Origin of the sequence: Ornithinibacillus scapharcae TW25 (genome assembly GCF_000190475.1) — a bacterium.
GTDB lineage: Bacteria > Bacillota > Bacilli > Bacillales > Amphibacillaceae > Ornithinibacillus > Ornithinibacillus scapharcae.
Map to the genome: position 1 here is coordinate 14,402 of NZ_AEWH01000017.1, position 22,139 is coordinate 36,540.

The 22,139-nt window shown below is 35.1% G+C and carries 27 protein-coding genes; 5 read left to right on the forward strand and 22 right to left on the reverse strand.

Features of this window, described 5'->3' with window-relative positions; all coding sequences use genetic code 11:
* Window positions 1-59: 59 nt before the first annotated feature.
* Window positions 60-1,058 (forward strand): C40 family peptidase, encoded by a 999-nt coding sequence (locus tag G5W_RS0104360; RefSeq protein WP_010094548.1) that lies wholly within the window; start codon window positions 60-62, stop codon window positions 1,056-1,058.
* A 472-nt stretch (window positions 1,059-1,530) separates the two neighbouring features.
* On the opposite strand, the gene G5W_RS0104370 is transcribed toward G5W_RS0104360, so the two are convergent.
* The 14 genes from G5W_RS0104370 to G5W_RS0104450 form a co-directional block, all read right to left on the reverse strand.
* A complete protein-coding gene (locus G5W_RS0104370; RefSeq protein ID WP_010094552.1) occupies window positions 1,531-2,496 on the reverse strand; it encodes an ornithine cyclodeaminase family protein in 966 nt (321 codons plus the stop codon).
* Between the two features lie 134 nt (window positions 2,497-2,630).
* The gene (locus G5W_RS20415) at window positions 2,631-3,296 is read right to left on the reverse strand and encodes a VOC family protein (RefSeq protein ID WP_010094554.1); all 666 of its coding nucleotides are present in this window, start codon (window positions 3,294-3,296) and stop codon (window positions 2,631-2,633) included.
* A 367-nt stretch (window positions 3,297-3,663) separates the two neighbouring features.
* Entirely contained in the window at window positions 3,664-4,167 is a 504-nt protein-coding gene (locus tag G5W_RS0104380; RefSeq protein ID WP_010094556.1) for a DinB family protein, read from the reverse strand.
* A gap of 225 nt (window positions 4,168-4,392) precedes the next feature.
* Entirely contained in the window at window positions 4,393-4,581 is a 189-nt protein-coding gene (locus tag G5W_RS0104385) for a hypothetical protein (RefSeq protein ID WP_010094559.1), read from the reverse strand.
* 335 nt (window positions 4,582-4,916) lie between these two features.
* Window positions 4,917-5,129, reverse strand: a complete 213-nt coding sequence (locus G5W_RS0104395) for a hypothetical protein (protein ID WP_010094560.1) — start codon at window positions 5,127-5,129, stop codon at window positions 4,917-4,919.
* Between the two features lie 202 nt (window positions 5,130-5,331).
* A complete protein-coding gene (locus tag G5W_RS0104400) occupies window positions 5,332-5,640 on the reverse strand; it encodes a hypothetical protein (RefSeq protein WP_010094562.1) in 309 nt (102 codons plus the stop codon).
* A 96-nt stretch (window positions 5,641-5,736) separates the two neighbouring features.
* Window positions 5,737-6,771 carry a serine hydrolase domain-containing protein gene (locus G5W_RS0104405; RefSeq protein WP_010094563.1) on the reverse strand — a complete coding sequence of 345 codons (1,035 nt, stop codon included), beginning with the start codon at window positions 6,769-6,771 and terminating at the stop codon, window positions 5,737-5,739.
* Between the two features lie 71 nt (window positions 6,772-6,842).
* The gene (locus G5W_RS0104410) at window positions 6,843-7,181 is read right to left on the reverse strand and encodes a hypothetical protein (protein ID WP_010094564.1); all 339 of its coding nucleotides are present in this window, start codon (window positions 7,179-7,181) and stop codon (window positions 6,843-6,845) included.
* Window positions 7,182-7,364: 183 nt separating this feature from the next.
* Window positions 7,365-7,826, reverse strand: a complete 462-nt coding sequence (locus G5W_RS0104415) for an SRPBCC domain-containing protein (RefSeq protein WP_010094565.1) — start codon at window positions 7,824-7,826, stop codon at window positions 7,365-7,367.
* A 208-nt stretch (window positions 7,827-8,034) separates the two neighbouring features.
* Complete coding sequence (locus G5W_RS0104420) at window positions 8,035-8,688, reverse strand: alpha/beta fold hydrolase (protein ID WP_138918965.1); 654 nt, start codon at window positions 8,686-8,688, stop codon at window positions 8,035-8,037.
* A gap of 178 nt (window positions 8,689-8,866) precedes the next feature.
* Window positions 8,867-9,376 (reverse strand): GNAT family N-acetyltransferase, encoded by a 510-nt coding sequence (locus G5W_RS0104425; protein WP_010094567.1) that lies wholly within the window; start codon window positions 9,374-9,376, stop codon window positions 8,867-8,869.
* A 1,326-nt stretch (window positions 9,377-10,702) separates the two neighbouring features.
* A complete protein-coding gene (locus G5W_RS0104440; RefSeq protein ID WP_010094570.1) occupies window positions 10,703-11,164 on the reverse strand; it encodes a GNAT family N-acetyltransferase in 462 nt (153 codons plus the stop codon).
* A complete protein-coding gene (locus tag G5W_RS0104445) occupies window positions 11,158-11,766 on the reverse strand; it encodes an HD domain-containing protein (protein WP_010094571.1) in 609 nt (202 codons plus the stop codon). The genes G5W_RS0104440 and G5W_RS0104445 overlap by 7 nt, the downstream gene beginning before the upstream one ends.
* On the reverse strand, window positions 11,767-13,437 hold the full coding sequence (locus G5W_RS0104450; protein ID WP_010094572.1) for a formate--tetrahydrofolate ligase: 1,671 nt from the start codon (window positions 13,435-13,437) through the stop codon (window positions 11,767-11,769).
* A 342-nt stretch (window positions 13,438-13,779) separates the two neighbouring features.
* On the opposite strand from G5W_RS0104450, the gene cspD reads away from it, so the two are divergent.
* On the forward strand, window positions 13,780-13,980 hold the full coding sequence (gene cspD / locus G5W_RS0104455; protein ID WP_010094573.1) for a cold-shock protein CspD: 201 nt from the start codon (window positions 13,780-13,782) through the stop codon (window positions 13,978-13,980).
* A gap of 126 nt (window positions 13,981-14,106) precedes the next feature.
* Here the strand turns inward: cspD and G5W_RS0104460 are convergent, their stop codons facing one another.
* Together G5W_RS0104460 and G5W_RS0104465 are read right to left on the reverse strand one after the other, a co-directional pair.
* Window positions 14,107-14,625 carry an isoprenylcysteine carboxyl methyltransferase family protein gene (locus G5W_RS0104460; protein ID WP_010094575.1) on the reverse strand — a complete coding sequence of 173 codons (519 nt, stop codon included), beginning with the start codon at window positions 14,623-14,625 and terminating at the stop codon, window positions 14,107-14,109.
* Window positions 14,626-14,627: 2 nt separating this feature from the next.
* The gene (locus G5W_RS0104465) at window positions 14,628-15,710 is read right to left on the reverse strand and encodes a type III polyketide synthase (RefSeq protein ID WP_010094577.1); all 1,083 of its coding nucleotides are present in this window, start codon (window positions 15,708-15,710) and stop codon (window positions 14,628-14,630) included.
* A gap of 246 nt (window positions 15,711-15,956) precedes the next feature.
* On the opposite strand from G5W_RS0104465, the gene G5W_RS0104470 reads away from it, so the two are divergent.
* From G5W_RS0104470 to G5W_RS0104480, 3 genes are read left to right on the forward strand one after another with little or no spacing between them, the layout of a single operon-like run.
* Window positions 15,957-16,094, forward strand: coding sequence for a cytochrome c oxidase subunit 2A (locus G5W_RS0104470; protein WP_010094578.1), 138 nt, complete (start codon window positions 15,957-15,959; stop codon window positions 16,092-16,094).
* Between the two features lie 27 nt (window positions 16,095-16,121).
* A complete protein-coding gene (locus G5W_RS0104475; RefSeq protein ID WP_010094579.1) occupies window positions 16,122-16,625 on the forward strand; it encodes a cytochrome c oxidase subunit II in 504 nt (167 codons plus the stop codon).
* Window positions 16,625-18,310, forward strand: a complete 1,686-nt coding sequence (locus G5W_RS0104480; RefSeq protein ID WP_010094580.1) for a b(o/a)3-type cytochrome-c oxidase subunit 1 — start codon at window positions 16,625-16,627, stop codon at window positions 18,308-18,310. The genes G5W_RS0104475 and G5W_RS0104480 overlap by 1 nt, the downstream gene beginning before the upstream one ends.
* A gap of 83 nt (window positions 18,311-18,393) precedes the next feature.
* Here G5W_RS0104480 and G5W_RS0104485 read toward each other — a convergent pair whose 3' ends face one another.
* The 6 genes from G5W_RS0104485 to G5W_RS24810 form a co-directional block, all read right to left on the reverse strand.
* Window positions 18,394-18,831 carry a hypothetical protein gene (locus G5W_RS0104485; protein WP_237706198.1) on the reverse strand — a complete coding sequence of 146 codons (438 nt, stop codon included), beginning with the start codon at window positions 18,829-18,831 and terminating at the stop codon, window positions 18,394-18,396.
* 81 nt (window positions 18,832-18,912) lie between these two features.
* Complete coding sequence (locus tag G5W_RS0104490) at window positions 18,913-19,431, reverse strand: P-loop NTPase family protein (RefSeq protein WP_010094583.1); 519 nt, start codon at window positions 19,429-19,431, stop codon at window positions 18,913-18,915.
* A 30-nt stretch (window positions 19,432-19,461) separates the two neighbouring features.
* Window positions 19,462-19,764, reverse strand: a complete 303-nt coding sequence (locus tag G5W_RS21955; protein ID WP_010094584.1) for a PH domain-containing protein — start codon at window positions 19,762-19,764, stop codon at window positions 19,462-19,464.
* 338 nt (window positions 19,765-20,102) lie between these two features.
* Window positions 20,103-21,011, reverse strand: a complete 909-nt coding sequence (locus G5W_RS0104500; protein WP_010094585.1) for a macrolide 2'-phosphotransferase — start codon at window positions 21,009-21,011, stop codon at window positions 20,103-20,105.
* A gap of 218 nt (window positions 21,012-21,229) precedes the next feature.
* Window positions 21,230-21,835: an NAD(P)-binding domain-containing protein gene (locus G5W_RS21960; RefSeq protein ID WP_010094586.1), complete on the reverse strand. Its 606-nt coding sequence runs from the start codon at window positions 21,833-21,835 to the stop codon at window positions 21,230-21,232.
* A gap of 40 nt (window positions 21,836-21,875) precedes the next feature.
* Window positions 21,876-22,037, reverse strand: a complete 162-nt coding sequence (locus G5W_RS24810; protein WP_010094587.1) for a hypothetical protein — start codon at window positions 22,035-22,037, stop codon at window positions 21,876-21,878.
* Window positions 22,038-22,139: the final 102 nt, after the last annotated feature.

Here is a 22,139-nt window from a genome sequence, read left to right on the forward strand (position 1 = left end):
ACATATTTTTTGCAATAAACCTAGTTAACAAGAGTCTAAACGAAAGGGGATTATTGCGGATGTTAAATGGAACCGTAGAGAATATCGCAAAGAATTCGCTTTTATATACTTTCGTACTTAGTCAACCGTTTGCTATTTATGCAGGAGCATACCCGATATTAGAGAATAAAACGTTATTGGAAGCGGAGCAAATAGAATATGGTGATCATGGTGAAGCAGTAAGAATACTACAATACAAATTAAATGAGTTAGCCTATTATGAGGACGAAGTTGATGGTGAAATGGGATTATTAACTGAGCATGCCGTCAAAAAGTTTCAACGTGACCATAATATCACGATTACCGGCCAAGCAGATAAAGAAACGATTATAGCACTTATCGAAGTTGACATCGATAGACATATTAAAAGACTTGAGAATCTATCGGATACTGTTTATCCAGGGCTACAGGGCGAAGATGTGGAAATTATTCAGGAGTCACTGCAATATTTTGGTTATTATGAGGGAGAAATTGATGGTATCTATGGACCTCTCACCAAAAAAGCAGTAGAAATTGCGGAAGAAAAGCATGATATAGACTTTCTGGACGAAGCACCACGTGAATCACTTTATGCCATGTATTCATCTGAAAGAGAACAAACAGCCTCAGCCAACGTACAAACCGCTTCAAAGTCTAATGTTAAAAGTCTATCCGTCCAAACCAACCATTCTGGCATAATTCAGACTGCCTATGCACATGTTGGGACTCCTTATGTGTGGGGAGGAACAGCACCAGGAGGCTTTGATTGCAGTGGTTTTTTGCAATATGTCCATAGCGCACATGGCATAACGATTCCCCGGACTGTAAGTGAGATTTGGAATTACGGTTCCTCGGTAGGTACCATGTCTGTAGGAGATATTGTTTTCTTTGAAACCTATAAACCTGGACCTTCACATGCTGGTATTTACTTAGGTAATGGTCAATTTATCCATGCTAGTTTGGACGGAGTGGAAGTAAGCAGTATGGATGAACCATACTGGCAACAAAGATACTTAGGTGCGAAGCGGATTGGAAACTAGTAATGACCAGCAACCCCTAAAGGGATGAGAAAAAGGAACCACTTCTGATAATAAATGATTCAGATAACGTGGAGGAAGCGCAAAATGTCACTACAAATCTCATACCAAAGGCATTGATTTTAACACCCTAATACAAAAACGCTTGGAAAAAGATTTGCAACACCCGAAAGTTAGAGTAATAGATCTAAATTTTTGGGATCTCTTCAAATCCAAGCGTTTTTTAATTCTTTCTATTTTCTTTTTCAACTATATCACCAGTTACTGTAAGTGAATTTAGAGTTACTTATTAGTAAACATACGAGCTAATAAGTAAATGCCACCTACAATTGCAGTAATTATAATCAAAATTATTATTAAACCTGGAATACCTATACTACTCATCAAAATCTCTCCTCGAATGTCCAATTTTAATTCATATGATCGCCGTAACAATTCTATATATTAAATTAAATCCCCCTTTAGAAGATACTTTCTACCCCAAAAAATCTATACATCGTCCTTGTTTCTGTTCTTTTGCCTTTTGGTAGACATGCCATGCCCCAATTAAATCTTGAAAAGCTAACCCCACAGCTCCGAAAATTGTAATTTGATCGTCATTTGTTCTTCCTAATTTTCCGTCGATTATAACCTCGCCGATTTCAGCATGAATGTATTCTTTCGTTAATCCAGCGCCACCTATAGCACCCACCTGAACTGCAAGATCTCTATCATCACAAACAAATATGGATTTTTCAATTAGCTCTGCACTAACTTCACATTTACCTGCTGCATCTGGTCCTAAAGTTGTAATATGTACACCTTTCTTAACCATGTTTGAGTACAAAAAAGCATCCCTTGACCACGTGGCGGAAATGATAATATCTCCATCAAGCACCGCTTCTTCAACACTATTACACACTGTTATAGGAATGTCTAACTCCTTCTTAATATTTATTGCAAACCTATCTGCTTTTTCAGACGATGTATCATAAACGAAAACATTAGAGATTGCCCTAAATTGAAAGAGTGAGTGAAGTTGTACTCTACCTTGGACACCTGCACCGATGATAGTCACATTTTCAGCATCCCTTCTTGCTAATAAATGAGTGCCAATAGCACCGGATAATCCAGTTCGAATAGTAGTAATATAAGTAGAATCCATAATGGCTAATAATTGTCCTGTTTCAAGATCATGGAGGTTTATCACACCTTTTATGGAAGGTGATTGAGTTGGAAATTTAGCATGATCCTTAACTGTGTAAGCTGGTATATTTGAGATGAGTCCAGGGAACAAGAGCATAACACTGTTGTTTTCTTGAGGAAGGATGGAACTGGCCCTTTGTGCTGGAATCTGACGGTTTAATGAATATGAAGCAAAGGCTTCCTTTAAGGCTGGGTAAAGCTCTAAAGGCTTCAGTAGGTTTTGTACTTCTGTTCGAGTCAGTAATAATGTTTCCATTATATAGAATACTCCTTATATGTAAGAGGTAGTGGTTAGATAAACTTAATAATTAATGATTGTATTCGCTAACTTTTCTAGGAATAACCCCTAAAAAAGAGATACCTTTCATTCGGTTTTATCTTGTTCGTTGCTCACGCTTCTACTTTTATTTTATAAGGATAATTCGGTACATTAATGAGCTTTGTTTTATCCCCTTTAATTGTCACGTTAATATTTGAAATAACAGGGGTTTTATCACCCATAAACCATTTTCTGTTTTTGTTGACAACGATAAATAATCCATTATCATCACCCATTGCTTTAAACTGATCAAAATCTCTAAACACAGGAATATTAAGATCATTTATTAGCACTTTGAATTCCTCGGGACTGTCTACTGGAATTCCAATTTCACTTACATTTAAAATTGAAGCACCACTAAACTCTTGATCAACAAATTGATTAAGCCTATCCCTTTCAATTAGTTCCACGATATTCCCTGATGGATCAAAAAAGTAAAGTGCATTTGCATCCCACGGACTGGGAAAATGAATTATCTCTTCTCCATCCTCTGTTAATATTTCGGTCCGCTCCGCTAACCAACTCTTTGCTTCTATCAATTTATCGTTCGGGATATTAAAAGCAAAATGATAGAAAGAATCTTCATCACTACCCACAAATTCAAGTTTCGTATTACCAATCTTCAATGTAAATGATTGCTCATTTTCTATATACAATGGAATGCTAAGTTCTTCAACATAAAATTTCTTCATTTCTTGTAATTTAGATGTTAATAATGAGATTTCTTTAAATTCCACGAAAACCCTCCATTTATCATAATCATTTTCTAAATTTTAGCATGAAACGAACAATTATAAAAATATGAATTTCTTTTCTTCATCGATAAGTTTTTCTTATATAGCAATACCGATAATGCAGGACTCAAATTATTTCAAATATTATTACATCTGTATAACAAGAAATAGAAAAATCTTCTTCACCAATCTGTCCCAATAGTTAAATATTGGGTACAGCTTTCCTTATTAAAGGATTGCACCCTTTCACTTAAGGTAATATCCCTTCACCATATGTTGTGTAAATAAAATAGAGGTTGCTACAGTTAGCAACCCTAATGTATATTATCCTATTCTATTTTCTAAATTATCAACTCCCAAAAAATTTAAATTACATTTTAGGAGCTTCCCTACCTGTCATAGCCCATTCCTCTTTTGCTGGACCATAAATACCTGGGACGGTTAAACCTGCTTGTCGCATCAATATGGTCATTTGACCTCGATGGTGAATTTGATGTTGAATCAAAAACGTTAACAGTTCGAGATTGGACAATCTCTGTCCAAAAACATCTTGTTCATCACTAAGATTTTTGTCACTCCATTGATTTTTTACTGCTTGCGAAAAAGCATTTCTTGCTTGTTGATAGCTATCAGAGATGAAGTTTGCTGAGGTTGGCACAGGATAATCTTGTGTAGGTGTGTCAAGGGTAAGGTCAGTTTGAGATAAGATTACACCAATCGCTGTTACAGTATGCCAAGCTATTCTTCCAAGTGTCCAATTTTGAGATGTAACTTCTTGGGATAAGGATTCATCTGTTAGTTGATTAAGGATTTTCTGAGTAGCATCTGCTTCAAAATTCCATAACTTAAAGAAACCATCTAATGTTTGAAACATATTCAACCTCCTCACTTGATTACTTCATAAATATATTCTGCATAAGCTAAAAATTACCACTTCATATAACAAAATAATCAAACAAATAATCCGATATAATAGATAAACTAGCCTACCCATTAATCCAAGAACAGTAGATCAAATTATAAACTAATGCTCTATTTGTTTATGCTCCACAATAAATAAGAAATAAGCGATTCATTTTGGAATCGTACATGTGTTTATTTAATTAAACTGTGACTTTCTTAGTAATACTCCGTTTGCAATAAATCCGATAAATCCACTAATTACGAAAACATATGCTACAAACAAAGGTGCTAGATCAAGTGTTTCAGTAAGTATCCTAAACAAACCAACTGCAAAAATAAACAAACTACCTAAAAGTGTTATAATAATTTGAGTTTTATTTTTCACTTGTTATCCCCCTTGCTTATTCCTTAACTTGTTTTTTAACCTTAATTTCTATATCTCCATCCCAATTTTCTACCATTACCCTTTTAATTTTGCGTTTGGAATAAGTTAAACTCAGTTATTACATATACGTTTTAAAAGGGAAAAAAGTTCTATGAAACTAGGTAATATCTTCATTCACTATCCTGTCCCGTTGGCGCGATAACTCCTAACTAAATAACAACATAATATTGCAAATATATATTGGGAATCTACCATATGAAAAAGGCGGTCTTCATAGATCACCTTCTTTATCTAACTCACCTGTTAGTAAAACAAAAAAATGTGCTTCTTTAGGTTTAATTCTGAAATAAACAATTACCACCACCATCTGAACCACCACTATCAAAACTGGAGCCACTACTGAAATCATCATTAGAATGCTTTTCATCATCATCGTTTAATCCAGTAGATGCAGTACCTGAGATGAAAGCTCCACCATCTCCCCAGTTTTTATTATTTTTGAATTGCTTTTGATTTTCTTGTATCCTCTTTCTAAACCAATTAAACATTAGCCTCTCTCCTTATATTTTGTTGACATAATAGATTTTTTGTTTCATTTAAAAACATTCTCTAATTAAACTGCACCTTTAGTAAAATAACTTAACCTTCCAGAGTCTAATCTAATATTCAAATATAGCAATATTTGCAGAGAAAGATATATCGTTTTTGATCGCCTTTTTAACTCTTTCATCCTTTAGTTAAATAATGGTATTATTCAGCACCTATGTGAAAACCATCCTTGTACGTTATTAATGCAACCTTATTTCCGTCTTTTTCAAATATAGTTTTAGAGCCTAATCTGTCTATCTCTTTCCAGCCGAATAATTTTACGTGTTGAACATAAAGAGTATTTATCCCATTAAAGTCATATGAGATACTGTTTTCAGAATGCTTTTCGTCAATTTGTGCAATAATTGGTACTGGAAATTTATATATAGAGGACTGTTTAAGACTTCCGAAGACTAATACGAGAAGAAGACAAAGTATAGCAGATATTATAAGTATTTTTTTTGACTTCATTTTCCGCCTCCTCTATTTTTTGTTGCTAAACTAAGCACACGTTGATGAACAAGGTATGATAAATATCTACAATTAATGTAAATTATCTTTAGAGTATTATTTCGTTAAAAGTTTTCTTACTTCTCGAGTTAATGCGGCACCGCCTCCATCATCATTCGAAAGAGCGATGAATATGTACTCGTTATCAGGGTATATATCTAAACGATTACTCACACCAGGGAATCCTCCATCATGTCCAATAATTTGGCGGTCGTTAATTCTTTCAACAAAAAATCCATAACCATACCCTATAATTGAAACCTCATCCGAATAAATTTTTTCTTTTTGTGTTATGAGTTTTTTTGTCTGTTTAACACTCATTAGTTTATTTTCTAATAATCCTTTAGAAAATAGCCACAAATCTTTTACAGTTGAATAACCACCACCTGCTGGTGATCCATTTGAACGTATTGATAGATTATCTGTCTTTTCTTTTTGAAATGAACCATCAAATTGAAAGTTAGTATATCCAATAGCTAATTGGCCATGATTAGCATCCGATACGCAGGTATCTGTATCATTCATACCCAATGGTTGGAATATGTGTTTATTTATATAATCAAAGTAACTTAGATTTGTAAGGTTTTCTATAATTAATCCTAATAAAATATATCCTCCATTACTATACTGAAAGCGAGTCCCAGGTTCAAATTGTAGTTTATCCTCTACAAATAATGGAAGGTAGTCCGATACTTTCTTTAGGGTGGCTTTCTTTTCTAAAAACTTTGTATTAAAGAAATCTCCCACACCAGAAGAATGAGTTAATAAGTGGTGAATAGTAACCTCCTTATAGGGAAAATCAGGAATATACTGACTAACTGAATCATGAAATGACAGTTTCTTCTCTTCTTCTAAAATTGCTATAGCTACACTTGTAAACATCTTATTCATGGAAGCTAAATCAAATTTCGTATTAACAGAATTTAAGATTCCCTGTTCTTCATTCGCAAGCCCGAATGCCTGATTATATAGTATATTATCTTTGTCAGCGAATAAAACGGTACCTGAAAATCTACCCTTTCCAGCTAAATCTTCAACATTATGATGAAGTTGATTGACAATTTCTTGTTCAATCTTTCTTAATAGATTCATTATACCCCTCACAATTTTAAATTGCCTAACTTGCCCTGTTTAACTATAACAGCCCGTATATTGGGGATTACTTATTCTGTTAGGCTAATTGACAAATAATTTGTAGAACTAATCAAAACAACCTTTATATCATCTTTTCGATACATCGATGCAGAACTTTCACGCCACTTAATCTCCCATCCTTCCTTTTTCAACTCTCTTTGGTAACTTCTAGGGACGCCATCTTCTTCTGAAGCCCTCGACCAATAGTACTCTATAATACTTTCTTCTTTAATTACTTCAGCAGCTTTTGGAATAGGAAATCCACCAAATTCCTGTATTGGAACATATGAAACGTTAGTTACAACGAAATACCCCGCTATCATAACTAGGATGGTTCCAAGCAATGTAATTAATGCCTTTTTATCCATAGCTCACCTCTTCTAATCAATATTCCTGCCCCAATAATTACATAACGAGTACATCATTCTTACTTAAGTAAGGCACCCGTTTATTAAGTAAGTTTAAGAAGTACCTGCCGCCGAAGCTCCCATAATATGAATATTATCTTTCATTACTCTCCTTCATATTTTTAAAAAAGGGTTTTCAGTTTGTCACTCAGTGAAGATAGCAAGATTCTCCAGTGTGGATCTTAAACCTATGTCATGATCCTCCTTTCGCACTCCTTCAGGTACGTTTTCACAAATGATAGTGACCTTTGTGCCTTCTGAAACAGCTTCCAAGTACCAAGTCTGTATCATCTCACCCGAAAACGCTGGATTATCCGAATCGAATTTAACTGATTGCGCAATTTTCTTGTCTGGAACCAACTCTAAAAACATCCCTTTGGATACATCAGTGTTTTCTGAAGTCTTTCCAGGGGATGAGTGGTCTAACTCGTACGTGAGGGTCATACAATAATGTCCGCCTTTTCGAGGCTCAAACATGTCAATTTGACCTGACATTCCTTTAGGTGGAAGCCATAAAACTAATGATTCTGGATTCATGAATGCCTGATAGATGGTTTGTGGTGATGCCAGAATCACTCTTGAAGCAGAGTCTATTCTATTTGTCATTATAAAACTCCTTTTCTTTTTAAGCTTTAATACTATGAATCCTTATAGTTTCTCCAGTTTGTACAGTATACATATTTTTTAACTTTACTTTCTAAAACTCTTCTGTACCGTTACTTCATAACTTCCATTTGAATATTAGCATAATATTCCAAAAATAATATAGGCAATTTTGCTATTAGAAAAGTCGTTCCTCTTGGATTGTCTTCTTTTAGTTGGTGAATGTTTTGATAAAAGTTCTAAGAATTTCAGCTAATTCATTCTTTTTACTCAGCCATATATAATGTTCAGCCCCTTTAATTTCAATATATCTAGAATTACTTATAAGGTTGGAAATTTGCCTGATTGACCATGAAGGACGGATATCTTCTTCTGCATAAATGAACAACGAGGGTAATTGAAGTTGTGAGATATCCTTTAGTAATTCTGGTTTTTTTATGAATTCTCTCCAAGAATTAATCAGCGAACGATGAACAACCTTGTTCGCCTTATATTCAAAATCTGGTTTCAATTCACCAATTTCTTCTTTTTTTCGATTATAGGTATCCTTCCAGTCCCTATCATTTTGTACTCCAGTTCCCGATATAGAAATATAGCCTAGAATAGACTGAGGAAATAGCAATGAGTAGACTAATCCTAGATCCGCTCCCCAAGAGTGTCCAATAACTACCCACCTTTTAATTTCGTACTCTTCACGAATACATTCAATGTCTTTCAGACAAGATTCTATATCGTACCCTTTTCCATCATAACTGGAACGACCACAGCCTTTAGGATCAAACATAATAACCTCACAATTATCGTCAATAAGATAAGATACTGGTTCTAAATAATTACTAGACCCTGGTCCTCCACTTATTAAAATAACCGGAACACCTTTCCCTCTTTTTTAGTCCATAGCCTGCCATTTTCAACCGTAATGTATTTCTCAACCATCATTATCACCCTATTGTTCTACTTAGATAAACATACTCTTTTCAACAAACCTGTCCCGTTCGTTTAAGTACAATGTCGTATACAATCACAATTTCCGACAAATTTACTTAGCCATTAATATTTACAACTACTTGAGCAATTTGTCTTTCTCCATTTTTTTCAAATATCTTGTATTCCTGCATCCCTATTTTCTCCGCTACCTTTTGCGAGGGTATATTTTTAACCGTGGTATACGAAAATAACTTAGGATAGTTAAAAACCTTAAACGCATAATCCTTACAAGCAATTGCGGCTTCTGTTGCATAACCTTTATTCCAATAATCCTTTATAATATGAAATCCAATCTCTGGTACTGTTTCTTTTTCAATAATTTGCATTGTTATTCCACAATCTCCAATAAACTTTTCTCCATCTTTTAAAATTACAGCCCATAATCCGTGGCTATACTTTTTATAATTATCAATATTCCATTGAATCCACTTTTCTACCTCGTCTTTGCTAAATGGATATGGGTAGTATTGCATCGATTCTGGATCAGAAAGAACCTTTGATAACTCTTCTATATCTTCTAAGACCAATTCCCTCAAGTACAGTCTATTTGTTTCAATTATTTTCAATATTTTCATCCCCATTTATCTCAAATATGTTTAACACTATACCCTATGGAATTAAAAAGGTTAGATTATTTTATTCCTGTACTAAGCTGCTTGGTTACTTTAATAATTTACATCTTACTACTAATGTAATATTCTAAATATAATATTAAACAATACAAAAAGACAACCCTATTTGTGGACCGCCTTGTTTAACAATTGCACTGTAGTTGAAAAAGATTTTTTACCCTTCACAGTAGTATTCAGCAATATATAAAAATCCAAATCTCTTAGCTGATGAAGAAAAGTCAAAGTATATACATACTCTTGAAAAAACCTGTGAAATGAAAACGACTCCTATTATGGTTTAATAAAAACAGGCTAACACTACAGCCTGTTTTGTATTTATCCCTATGGGTCAATTTTGTATTTTTGCATATCCTCCGAAAAAGGGTATGCTTATTCAAGATAAGGGCTCTACTTCAACGAATGGGTGAAATTCTAAAAGACTGCTTTAACATCTGCTATTATAAATTATGAATATCGTAATGAAGTAGATAAAGCTAAATTTGCTGAATTAACTGCTAAAGCATATACATATCCTAACAAAACCACCAATTGAAAAAGCAACTCAAGGTGAGTTAAGAAACTATATGGTTCTGCGTAGATAGCCCTCGATAAGCCTGTATCCGAATACGAGAAGGATCATCTCTCGTAGATACAATGATCAGAAATTTGCGATACAACCGTACTCTGAGAAGCCTTTGTAATATGCAGGAATTATGGAATAAACACGATTATCTTTTTCAATGGATTTTAAAATCGATAGATGTTTTCTAAATCCTTTTGGATCAATACGAGGTTTAAATAAGTCATCCTATCTCATTGTTGCGAATAACGCCCTTAAATAATCTTCATACAGATCATACTTTATAGCCCAGTTTGAAATAACATCATCGGATGGAAAACCAGGGTTTTTGTTCAACTAACCTGCCCCCATAGTTAGTTTAAGACATTGCTTTACATATCCTTATCTTATTCTAACATATTTGTTGAACAATTCTAAATAACCATGAAATTATCTGATTGATTCACATACAAATTAGCATACAATTCAAAGCGTATTATATATGATGCATTGTCAATTACTATTGTCACTTGGATACTTTTTGTGTTTCTTACATTAAATAACACTCATAACCTCCAACAATTGAATTAATAACAAAAATAATAGTGCTAAACACTATGTGGTTCAGCACTATTATTTTCCATTTTTCCAGAATCTGGACTACTTATTTGGATGAACGATTCTTTTTTTGATTTTTTGGGCAAACTTCTAAATGTTAGTAATTAAATTGGAAAGTATTCCATTGGTTCCAAGCAATGGATATAGCCATTCTTTTCATAATAACCGATGGAATCTTCACTTGGCCAAACAATAATAAACTCATACTTGTTCTCTTTAATCCATTCATGAATAGTCTGAAGCAACTCACTACCAATGCCTTTATTTCTATATGCAGGTATAGTATAAACGTTCGTCATATAGGCAAAAGGATAGGTGACTCTCCCTGGGCGTGGTACTTTTTGAATGACTTCGATATAGATATGGCTTACAATCGTATCTTGTTCCTCAGCAATCCATATATACCATTGCTTTCCGCTAATGGCTTGTTCCAAAAAGCTCTGACATTCCTTTTCAAAATCCTCATAGGAAGCGGTCCTTTTACTCTCATCATGCTCAATCGTAAAATCCCATCTCATCTTGATTAACTGCGTAATATCTTTTTTCTCCGCAAGTCTAATTACCATTCGTCTCCCCACTCTTCCAAAAATTGGTCCAAAAAGCTTTCTACAAAACGATGTCTCTCCTCGGCAAGCTTCTTTGCAGATTCCGTATGAAGAGTATCTTTGAGCTTTAAGATTTTATCATAGAAATGTTGGACGGATGTACCAGACTTATATTCATCGTGGTACATTAACTGTCCCTTAGCTCCACCATATGCAAAAGTCCTAGCAATTCCAATTGCTCCGATGGCATCGATACGATCTGCATCTTGAATAATTTTCCCCTCAATCGACTGCGGTATTTTTCCTTTACTATAAGAAATAACATCTATAGACGTTAAAATCTCATCAATCTGGTTATTCGGTATATCTATAGAGGTCAAGAAAACCTTCATATCTGATATTGCCTGATCAGGATGTTCAAATAATTTTACATCCCCGACATCATGTAGCCATGCACCTGCTACAGAGATAAAGTAATTCGCTTTCTCTTGAAGTGCAAATTTACCCGCGAGTTTAGCAACCCGCTTCAGATGATAATAATCATGTCCACTGGAGTCTTTAGAAAATAACTCATGACAATAAGCACTAATTTCTTTTAGTTGTTTCTTTTCGTTCGAATACATTTAGAACAAACCTACTATCTTTCCATCTTCTGTCACATCCATCCTTAATGCGGCAGGACTTTTCGGTAAACCAGGCATCGTCATGATGTCACCAGTCAATGCCACAATAAATCCAGCGCCTATTGAAGGGCGTAATTCTCTTATTGTGATTGTAAATCCAGTTGGACGTCCTAAACGTGTCGGATCATCGGATAATGAATACTGTGTTTTAGCCATACAAATTGCCAAATTACCCCATCCTTGACTTTCAAAGAAATCGAGTTGCTTTTTCGCTTTAGGTGAGAAATCAACCCCATCTGCACCGTAAACAACCTGAGCAATTTTGCTTATTTTTGTTTCTAATGAATCCTCTAATTCGTAAACTCGTTTAAACTCATTCTGTTTCGTGTCTATCGCATGGACGATTTTCTCCGCAAGTTCAAGACCACCTTCGCCACCTTTTGCCCAAACATCGGTTAAAGCTACCTCATAGTCTCTTTCCTGACACCATTCATTGATTAGCTCAACTTCTCTAGGTGTATCGGTTGGAAACTTATTAATTGCTATGACAAAAGGAAGTCCGAAATATTGAATGGTTTCAATATGCTTTTGAAGATTTTCCATCCCAGCTCTTAGCGCATCAATATTTTCCTCTGTTAGTTTATCTTTTGGAACTCCACCATGCATTTTTAGCGCTCGAACTGTAGCGACGATAACAACGGCATCTGTATCAATATTTCCAACTCTCGTCTTGATATCTAAAAACTTCTCTGCACCTAAATCTGCACCAAAACCTGCTTCTGTTACGACATAATCCCCTAATTTTGCTGCAGTGTTCGTCGCAATAATACTGTTACACCCATGGGCGATATTGGCGAATGGCCCTCCGTGAACAATAGCTGGTGTATTTTCAATCGTTTGCACTAAATTAGGTTTAATCGCTTCTTTAAGTAAGAGTGTTAATGCACCTTCCACTTGTAAGTCTCGAACATAGACAGGTTCTTCCTCATAGGTGTAGCCAATGACAATACTGGAAATTCTTCTCTTCAAATCCTGTAAATCATTCGATAAGCATAAAATTGCCATAATTTCAGAAGCTACTGTAATATTAAAGCCGTCCTCCCTAGGTACACCACGCAGAGGACCACCTAATCCAACCACGATTTGTCTCAATGCCCGGTCATTCATGTCCATTACTCGTTTAAATTCAATCCTCCTAGGATCGATATTTAATTTATTGCCCTGATGAATATGATTATCAATCATTGCTGCTAATGCATTGTTAGCGCTTGTTATCGCATGAAGATCACCTGTGAAGTGTAGATTAATATCTTCCATCGGTAATACTTGTGAATAACCTCCTCCTGCGGCACCACCTTTGATGCCCATGACAGGTCCAAGTGAAGGTTCCCGTAATGCAATGACTGTCTTCTTACCAATTTTATTTAAAGCTTGTCCTAGTCCAACTGTTACAGTAGACTTTCCTTCACCTGCAGGAGTAGGACTTATTGCGGTTACTAATATGACCTTTCCATCTGGTTTATCCTTATACTTATCCAATAGTTTATCCGATAGCTTCGCCTTTGTATGACCATACGGTTCCCAGTCTTCTGGCGATAAATTTAACAGTTGAGCTATTTTATGTATTGGCTCTAATTTAGCCTCTTGGGCAATTTCAATATCTGTCTTCAATTTAAAACGTCCCTTCTTCCTAATTTAGGTAACTAGAAAACATGATACATAAAAATCATTAAAAATAATACAATAAGATTATACAATGAATGTCAGTCAAAAGACAGACAGATTAGACGATTCTGTATTATATAGCTTAATGAAACTTGACTGACATTTTAAAATGAGCTATAGTTGAAACAAGCAAAGAGGATTTATGGATCATTAGAAAATGGTAGCTTCGACTCGAAAGAAGTGGGTTCAGTATGATCCAGTCTTTCTGTCTTAGCTGCCTTTTTTGATACTCATTTTTCTGATTTGTATTACCACGTTTTACGTGAAAGTTTTAGGAGGTTTAATCACATGGAAAACGGAGTTGTAAAATGGTTTAATGCAGAAAAAGGATATGGTTTCATTTCTGTAGAGGGTGGAGACGATGTATTCGTTCACTTCTCAGCTATCCAAGGTGAAGGATTCAAGTCTTTAGAAGAAGGCCAAGAAGTATCTTTTGAAATTGTTGAAGGTGAACGTGGTCCACAAGCTGCTAACGTAGTGAAAAAATAAATGTAAATAATAAAACGGTAATCCAACGTGATTACCGTTTTTTTTTGGCAAATAGGAAAGAATGCTACCCCTCCTATTAAATTAGATAACTAATCGCAGTATAACATTAACACATACGTCCGTCTTCTACAGCTTAGAAGTAGATGCAAGTGCTTTTTCTTCTGCAGGTATCCGAATACGTAATAATGAAATATGTAAAATCGGGAACACAATTGCTGTGATATACGCCCCAAATAACATTGGAATAATAAATAACTCTACTGCGACAATAACATAATTAGGGTGTTTTATATATTTGTAAGGCCCTTTCCGAATTAACGCAACTCGCGGTAAAATAATAATTTTTGTATTCCAAAACCTTCCTAAGGAATGAATACACCAAACACGTGCTAGTTGAGCCGCAATAAATACCGTAAAATAAAGATAATTAATACTATTAGTTACGTGATCAGGTTTACTTATCGTCTCCAACAGGATGCTTATAAAAAAAAGTACATGTAGGTAGACAAACCATTTATAATGGTCACTTCCCGCTTCAATACCGCCTCGAGCTTTCATCCACTTCTCATTATTTTTAGCAATAATCAGTTCGATTAGACGCTGCCCAATTATAAAAAATAGCAATATCCACATCCATAGTTCCATACTCAATTCCACTCCACTAATAATATTTCTGAACTAAATCCTGGCCCTAAAGCAGTTAGTAAGGCCTTCTTCCCTCTTTCCACATCCGATGCTAACCACCTTTGTAGAACATACTGCACGGTTGCCGATGACATATTTCCATGATTCTGGAGGATTTGATAGGAATACTCTAATTTATCTAAAGGTATATCAAACACTTCCATCATCGCTTCTAATACCTTCTTACCTCCAGGATGAGCAATAAAACCATCTACCTCATCTATTGTTAATTCCTCTTGTTTCAGAAAGTGCTCCATATGTTCTTTCCAAACTGTTTTCACTAATGCAGGTATACTTTTTGAAAAAATAACTTCGAATCCCGAGTCAATAATTTTCCAGCCCATAATCTCTGTACTGTTCTTTTTGGTATAGGAGCTGTAATTTTTAATACGAGGGGAAGGTTTTGTTAGGTGCTCTCGAAATCTTGAATGGTCTCCTAACAATAAAACCGAACTAATTCCATCGCCAAATAATGCTGTTCCAATCAAATTGCTCTTTTTCTGATCTGACTTTTGAAACGTTAGACTACATATTTCACAGTTCACAAGGATTGCTGTCTTAGTTGGATTCGCCTTTAGCCAGTTGAACACTCTAGACAGCCCAATTGCTCCTCCTGCACAACCTAGTCCCCACAAAGGCATACGCTCCACATCTGGTCGAAACGGTCGCTCATTCATGAGAAAGGTATCAATCGATGGTGTTGATACACCAGTACTAGATACAAAAACTAATAAATCAATATCTTCATACGCTATCGATTCTCTTGAATTAGCCTCATTCAAACACTCGTCCATCGCTTGTAAGGTATATTGAATTGCGTTTAAGTGATACAAACTATTTCGTTCCTCAAAACTATGTTCTTCCATAAACCACTTTTCACTGACTACAAATTGTCTTGTTTTAATAGCGGAATGGTCAAATACCGGTAACAATCTATTAATTTCTCTATTGGAATAAGAAAATAATCCTTTCACTAAATCTTTTACACTATTCTGTTCTAATTCATAGGTTGGAACTGCCTTCCCAACCGAACATATAATCGCCATGATCTCACCTTTTTAAAAACACATTTTTAGGTTAGTTTGTATTTGTTTTCAAAAATTATTACCATTTTTTACACACTTTTGCCAAACTTTTCTTAGGTATTTATACCCGAATCTTATATCTATCAAGGGGTTAAAGTCCTTATTGAACAAAAAATGAACGTTTGATTTACATAATTTTCTATAGGAAAAAAATGTGTATGATGAAGATGTAATAACCATTTTCTATGAAAAGGGAGGATATCTCGAATGCGAAAACGGAAGGATCATCAAGCATCTGAGAACGAAAAGCCCAATCTAATAGGTACATTTATCTCCGTAATGCTACTGGGTGCCTTTATTATTATTACTTGGTTTGGGGCCTATGCATTATTTATTTCAAGGTAGTCTATCAAAAAGGAGAGTGAATGAACGATGCATTTGCATAAGTTCGAAAAAATTTGGTTAGTATGTGGAATTGGTTCATTAGTCGTTTTTCTTTTCATTGTCGGATATGGTGCCTTTTGGCAAGGTACTCATCCACAAAGCCACGGTGTAACCATTGACCCGTATAACATCGAGTCAAATGAGGCTTTCAAACCAGAGAACTTGGGTCTGACGAAAGTAGATGATGATAAATATATTGTTAACATCGCTGCCAGTGCCTTTAACTACGACTTAGGAAAAGATGAAGAAGGAAATGCAGTGAAGACTATTCGTATTCCAAAGGGGTCCACGGTTTTATTCCAAGCCGCTACAAAGGATGTTGTTCATGGCTTCCATGTTGCTGGGACAAATGTCAATATGATGGTGGAACCAGGTTATGTAAGTAGTCTTGAAACGGTCATGGATAACGCCGGAACGTACACAATCGTTTGTAACGAGTACTGCGGAGTTGGTCATCACATGATGTACGCTACAGTGGAGGTGTATGAATAATGGAACTTGCCAAAAAGGATCACGAACAACCATCTGTACAATCTTTAGCTATTTCTAAACCAGAATCTAGACTCTATATGTCATTTATATCCGTTGCATTTATTTCGTTACTAATTGGTGGCTTAATGGGTTTACTACAAGTATTCATACGTTCAGGAAAATTCACGCTCCCCGCAGGTATTGATTACTACCAAATATTAACGGTTCATGGTGTGATATTAGGGCTCGTTTTAACGACATATTTTATCATCGGTTTTCATTTCTCCCTTATGGGAAAGACGGTTGGTATATCCATAAAACAACGTAAAACGGCATGGGTTGCCTTCTGGATTATGGTCATTGGAACAATTATGACTGCAATCACTATTCTATTTGGGGAAGCAAGTGTACTTTATACGTTCTATGCTCCGCTTAGGGCTCATCCAGCGTTTTATATCGGATTAGCCCTCGTAATCATCGGCAGCTGGATAGCTGGATTTGTCAATTGGCGACAGCTTGCATTATGGAAAAAGGCACATCCTGATGAAAAGTCTCCCTTACTAGCCTTTATGGTAACCGTTAATACTGTCATGTGGTTTATTGCTTCTTTGGGTGTTGCTGTAGCGGTTTTAGTTCAATTTATTCCTTGGTCTTTAGGTTACGCTGAAACGATTAATGTATTAATTAGTCGTACACTATTCTGGTATTTTGGTCATCCATTAGTTTATTTCTGGTTGCTACCAGCATACATGGCATGGTATGCAATCATTCCTAAAATCATTGGCGGGAAAATATTTAGTGATTCCTTAGCAAGATTATCGTTTGTTTTGTTCTTATTCTTTTCGATTCCAGTTGGATTTCATCATCAATTAACTGAGCCAGGAATTGACCCAACCTGGAAGTTTATTCAAGTTGTTTTAACATTCATGGTTGTTATTCCAAGTTTAATGACCGCATTTTCTATGTTTGCTACATTTGAAATTACGGGGCGTCGAAAAGGAGCAAAAGGTTTATTTGGTTGGTTTAAGAAGCTACCATGGAAGGATGTTCGTTTCCTAGCCCCATTTATTGGAATGCTAGCTTTTATTCCAGGTGGAGCTGGTGGTATTATCAACGCTTCCCACCAAATGAATGCATTAATCCATAATACCATTTGGGTTACCGGTCATTTCCATTTAACAGTTGCTACAACAGTAATGTTAACTTTCTTTGGGATTAGTTATTGGTTAATCCCGTATTTAAGAGGTAGAAAACTGACACCTAACATTAACCGTTTAGGTATCATACAAGCAATAATTTGGACAGTTGGGATGACAATCATGTCAGGAGCCATGCATATAGAAGGATTACTTGGTGCACCAAGACGTTCCTCGTATTCTGAGTATGGTGGCGGAGAGCAGGTTTCCGAATGGATCGGATATCAGATGGCACAAGCAATTGGTGGGACCATCCTATTTATTGGTATTGTTCTAATGGTCTATATCTTTATTAAACTGACTTTCTTTGCTCCAAAAGGAGAAGAAGAATTTCCAATTGCTGAAGAAGAGGTAGATGCACAGCCAACACCTGCATTTTTTGAAAACTGGAAGCTATGGATTGGGATTACAGTAGCATTAATCTTAGCTGCATATACAATCCCATTTATTGAAATTATTCAAACATCCCCTCCAGGATCTGTACCGTTTGACTTTCCTATAGGAAGGTAGGATATGAAAACGCCTTGCCATGAGACTGCAATGCAGTTCACATGGCAAAGCGTTCTTCATTTTTAAAAACCTCTCTTCTGTTCTTATTGTGTTAAATGTTTGTATTCTAACACATCCACACTGAATCCATGATTACAGTTAATTTTAGGACTAGCACAAGATGGAGATACCCTTACTTTCACCAGGTCTTCTGTATAATTTATAGGTGCATGGCTATGGTTTGGTACTTGAATCCTTATTGAAACATCATAAGAATGGTTGTTGTTATAAACAATATTAACTATCCTATCTTTCCCCCACCCAAAACTTGAATCTTCATTACCTCCATATTCTTCCATTACCCTTTTGTCAATAGTTGGAAAAATAACATCCCAAATAATGTCTTCTGTTGTAACGTACCAATCTTCTGCAAAGGGTTTAATTTCCTTTTGCTCTTGAGCTATAGCATGAACATAGTAGCTATTTAAGCCATATATCATTAGAATCGGTAATAAAACTAATATTTTCTTCAAGATGCTCACTCCAATTGTGTTTATAATTAGAATTCGCACCTTCATTTTTTCTATCCATTAGTGAATAACATCACTTTGATGTTCCACACTTCACTCTTTCAACTCGATTCCTTTCAAACTACATATACCTAGTATATTTTCATAGTTTTCAACATGAACAATCTTCTCGCTATAATCACTATTTTTAATAAAGTTTGGTAATAATTCCTGATTATATCTCTTGTTCCATTTAATCAGTTCCATTACGCTCTCAATTGATTCCTTCTTACTTGAAGGTATTATCCCTTCTTTTCTATCTTTGTACCTTTTCCATATCCTCTCTTCTTGAATTTCAATTGGAGTATTTAGGATAAATATTTTATCAGCTAATTGGAAACTAGGTGTTACCCACTTTAAATATACTCCATCTATTATCCATGCAGGTTGATCGACTATTACTTTTAACTTCTTATCTCTTAACGCCAATGGAGTCTTTACTCCGTAATTGTTTGCATCTTTATCCCAAAATACATCATCCAAGTCAAAATGTGGTATATTTAACGCTTTGCTCAGCCGTTCCGCTATATATGATTTTCCGCTACCTGCACCGCCTATAATATGTATTCTCATCATATCCCCCTCTATTCAAATCTAAAACCATTAGCTGGAACGTAATGTTTCATCTAATTGTATTTGAGCATTTTCTTGTATGAGTTGTATTATAAATTCACGTTCATTTTTTGGTGATATTAGAAGAACATCATATTTGCCATATTGAATTTTCAACCTATCTATAGATAACGCCGGTGCTGCCAAAGGATTTTTGCTTTTACTTATTTTTTGGATATCACTTATCATTATCACCTTACTAAAGGGACCAAAAACAACTCTTAGATTACCATCCTTTACGATATAAGCCGTTTTAAACCAAAACCACAACAATAGTATTGCGATTAAAATCAAAAACACTCGTCCAAGAGAAATATATGAATCTGGAAGTAATGGTAGGAAGATTGTAATGAGAACAGTTCCCTATACCAGGAATGTAAGCTATATGTCTCTATTGGAAGGAAAATACAATCTAATAACCTCCTTATATGTTATTTGATTAAACTAGCAAATGCCCTTATTAGCTATCGTTAATCTTTATTTTATATACGAAAAGAACCATTAATAGTTTCGATATATCATAGAATATTTTTTTCAAAAAAAAGACCATCATATTGATGATCCCTTTTCCTTCATTGTCTACTATCATTTTACCATTTTGATACGATTAATAATAAAGAGCAATACACCACTTATGAACTTTTCACACCCAGCGCTTCCTTTGCCATCTGTTCATATTCCTTCACGCCTGACACCAATGCAAACTCAGCGATTGCAACGCCGTATGCTGCATCAAGTTCAATAATATGCTCCTTCATCTTAGGCCAGTAATATCCACCCGCTTCTTTATAAGCAAGAATGAGAGCCTCTAGCCCTTCATCTCCAAAAGCTTTAAAGTGGAAGATAAAGTCACTCGAAATATCTGTCACTTTAGCTTCGGTCCAATCGATTAATCCTGTCACATTCGCATCTTGATCAATCATAATATGTCCAGCATGTACATCACCATGAATCAATCCAGTTTGCTTCGGCCACATTTGATTATTATTGATCCATGCTTGCCATCTGTTCCATAAATCCTCACCAACACCAAACTTGGCTTTTACCGCATCCATCCGTTGTTTCATCGACATTCTTGCCTCTTCTGCTGAATGCACGACAAGGTCGAATTCTGCAGCCTTCTCACTTGGTATGTTATGAAGTTCAGCTAGTACTCTACCAAGAGACTTATGAAATACTTCTGGGATATTATGGATATCGAGTTCCCAGACATAATTTCCAATGTTATGATCAATAGTCCCTGCTGGTACCCCATCTAACTTTCGATATGCGATTAGCTCATCCGTATAAATAATCCAGTTTGGTGATTGGAAACTTTTAGCATACTGATTCACCAATTCGAGTGTTTGTTTCTCTACCTTTGTTCTAGGCATAACATCTTCTCGCCTAGGCAATCTTAATACCCAATCCGTTCCATTTTCATCCTGAGCAAATACAACTTGAAAGTCCAACCCAGATTCATTAAAGTGCATTGATTCTTCTTTAATTTGAAGATTATTCTTTTTGGTTATTTCGATAATGTTATTCGTTTCTTGAGTCATTACAATCCCTCCAATCTTATTTTTATATATGAATTTGAAACTTGTTACATGCTTAGATGATACATGGATAATTAATTTCCAATCATTTCTCGTGTCCACTAACATCTAGTGCAATTAATATCGAACTAGGTATAATTTAAGGAAGATGAACTCCGTGCTCATCTATGATAGTAGGGCTCTAAGTCTGTTAAGACGTCAGATTTCACAAAGGTCTTGAGTTAGAGCGAAGGGGAACCATCTTCTATTTTATTAGCTATATATTTTGAATTATATCCAATACCTTGTAATAAAGCAGAGCCAAGTCGATATTGCCATGGTAAACCAATTAAATATAACCCCTTTGTGTTTGTTACTCCTCTACTATGTATTACTTTACCTTCTCTATCTAAAATTCCATCCATTTTCCACCAATGAAAATCATGTTTAAATCCTGTTACCCATATAATATTGTTTACTTTTAGGGTTGTATTATCTTCAAATATTAACAGATCCTTATCAACACCAATTAACCTCTTCTTAACTTTGACATCATTTGTTTTGATTGTATGTTTTAATTCAAATCCAAATATAGGGTCTCCTTTCTTTTGAATCTTCTTTTCCAAGAAAAGAATTTCGGTTTGCCCGTAAGATACCACTAATACATTTCCATCCAACAACTGACTTGAGTTTTTATACTGTGATGAGTGTAGTTGATTAATGCTACCGTGGATGTCTTCTGAAAATAACGGGATATTAGGATTTTGGAAAGGACCTGTTGCAATAACAACATTTCTTGCTCGATATTCATCTTGTTTTGTTTTTATGAAGAAGCTATCATTTCCCATTAAGACACTTACAACTTTTTTTGAAAAATGTATAGGAATTTTAAAGCCGTGGGGTAAATAAAGTTAAAGAATCATATCTCTTTTTCCAACTATCCCCTACCTCATTTCCTTTTTCTAAAAGAATAAAGTTATGATTGGTTTGTTTTAAATAATATCCTATTGAGAGACCCTGACCAGTACCCATTACAATTACATCATACATATTTACACCCCCATTCATTATGTGAACATATGCTCATATACTAATTATAAGATTTTTATAATCTTATGTCACATAAAAAAGAGTTACCATCATAACTCTTTT

Bases quoted from the DNA above. Each gene is read 5' to 3' on its own strand.
- G5W_RS0104360 (WP_010094548.1), top strand. From the start codon at position 60: ATGTTAAATGGAACCGTAGAGAATATCGCAAAGAATTCGCTTTTATAT.
- G5W_RS0104370 (WP_010094552.1), bottom strand. From the start codon at position 2,496: ATGGAAACATTATTACTGACTCGAACAGAAGTACAAAACCTACTGAAG.
- G5W_RS0104380 (WP_010094556.1), bottom strand. From the start codon at position 4,167: ATGTTTCAAACATTAGATGGTTTCTTTAAGTTATGGAATTTTGAAGCA.
- G5W_RS0104395 (WP_010094560.1), bottom strand. From the start codon at position 5,129: ATGTTTAATTGGTTTAGAAAGAGGATACAAGAAAATCAAAAGCAATTC.
- G5W_RS0104400 (WP_010094562.1), bottom strand. From the start codon at position 5,640: ATGAAGTCAAAAAAAATACTTATAATATCTGCTATACTTTGTCTTCTT.
- G5W_RS0104405 (WP_010094563.1), bottom strand. From the start codon at position 6,771: ATGAATCTATTAAGAAAGATTGAACAAGAAATTGTCAATCAACTTCAT.
- G5W_RS0104410 (WP_010094564.1), bottom strand. From the start codon at position 7,181: ATGGATAAAAAGGCATTAATTACATTGCTTGGAACCATCCTAGTTATG.
- G5W_RS0104415 (WP_010094565.1), bottom strand. From the start codon at position 7,826: ATGACAAATAGAATAGACTCTGCTTCAAGAGTGATTCTGGCATCACCA.
- G5W_RS0104440 (WP_010094570.1), bottom strand. From the start codon at position 11,164: ATGGTAATTAGACTTGCGGAGAAAAAAGATATTACGCAGTTAATCAAG.
- G5W_RS0104445 (WP_010094571.1), bottom strand. From the start codon at position 11,766: ATGTATTCGAACGAAAAGAAACAACTAAAAGAAATTAGTGCTTATTGT.
- cspD (WP_010094573.1), top strand. From the start codon at position 13,780: ATGGAAAACGGAGTTGTAAAATGGTTTAATGCAGAAAAAGGATATGGT.
- G5W_RS0104460 (WP_010094575.1), bottom strand. From the start codon at position 14,625: ATGGAACTATGGATGTGGATATTGCTATTTTTTATAATTGGGCAGCGT.
- G5W_RS0104465 (WP_010094577.1), bottom strand. From the start codon at position 15,710: ATGGCGATTATATGTTCGGTTGGGAAGGCAGTTCCAACCTATGAATTA.
- G5W_RS0104470 (WP_010094578.1), top strand. From the start codon at position 15,957: ATGCGAAAACGGAAGGATCATCAAGCATCTGAGAACGAAAAGCCCAAT.
- G5W_RS0104475 (WP_010094579.1), top strand. From the start codon at position 16,122: ATGCATTTGCATAAGTTCGAAAAAATTTGGTTAGTATGTGGAATTGGT.
- G5W_RS0104480 (WP_010094580.1), top strand. From the start codon at position 16,625: ATGGAACTTGCCAAAAAGGATCACGAACAACCATCTGTACAATCTTTA.
- G5W_RS0104490 (WP_010094583.1), bottom strand. From the start codon at position 19,431: ATGAGAATACATATTATAGGCGGTGCAGGTAGCGGAAAATCATATATA.
- G5W_RS0104500 (WP_010094585.1), bottom strand. From the start codon at position 21,011: ATGACTCAAGAAACGAATAACATTATCGAAATAACCAAAAAGAATAAT.
- G5W_RS21960 (WP_010094586.1), bottom strand. From the start codon at position 21,835: ATGGGAAATGATAGCTTCTTCATAAAAACAAAACAAGATGAATATCGA.
- G5W_RS24810 (WP_010094587.1), bottom strand. From the start codon at position 22,037: ATGTATGATGTAATTGTAATGGGTACTGGTCAGGGTCTCTCAATAGGA.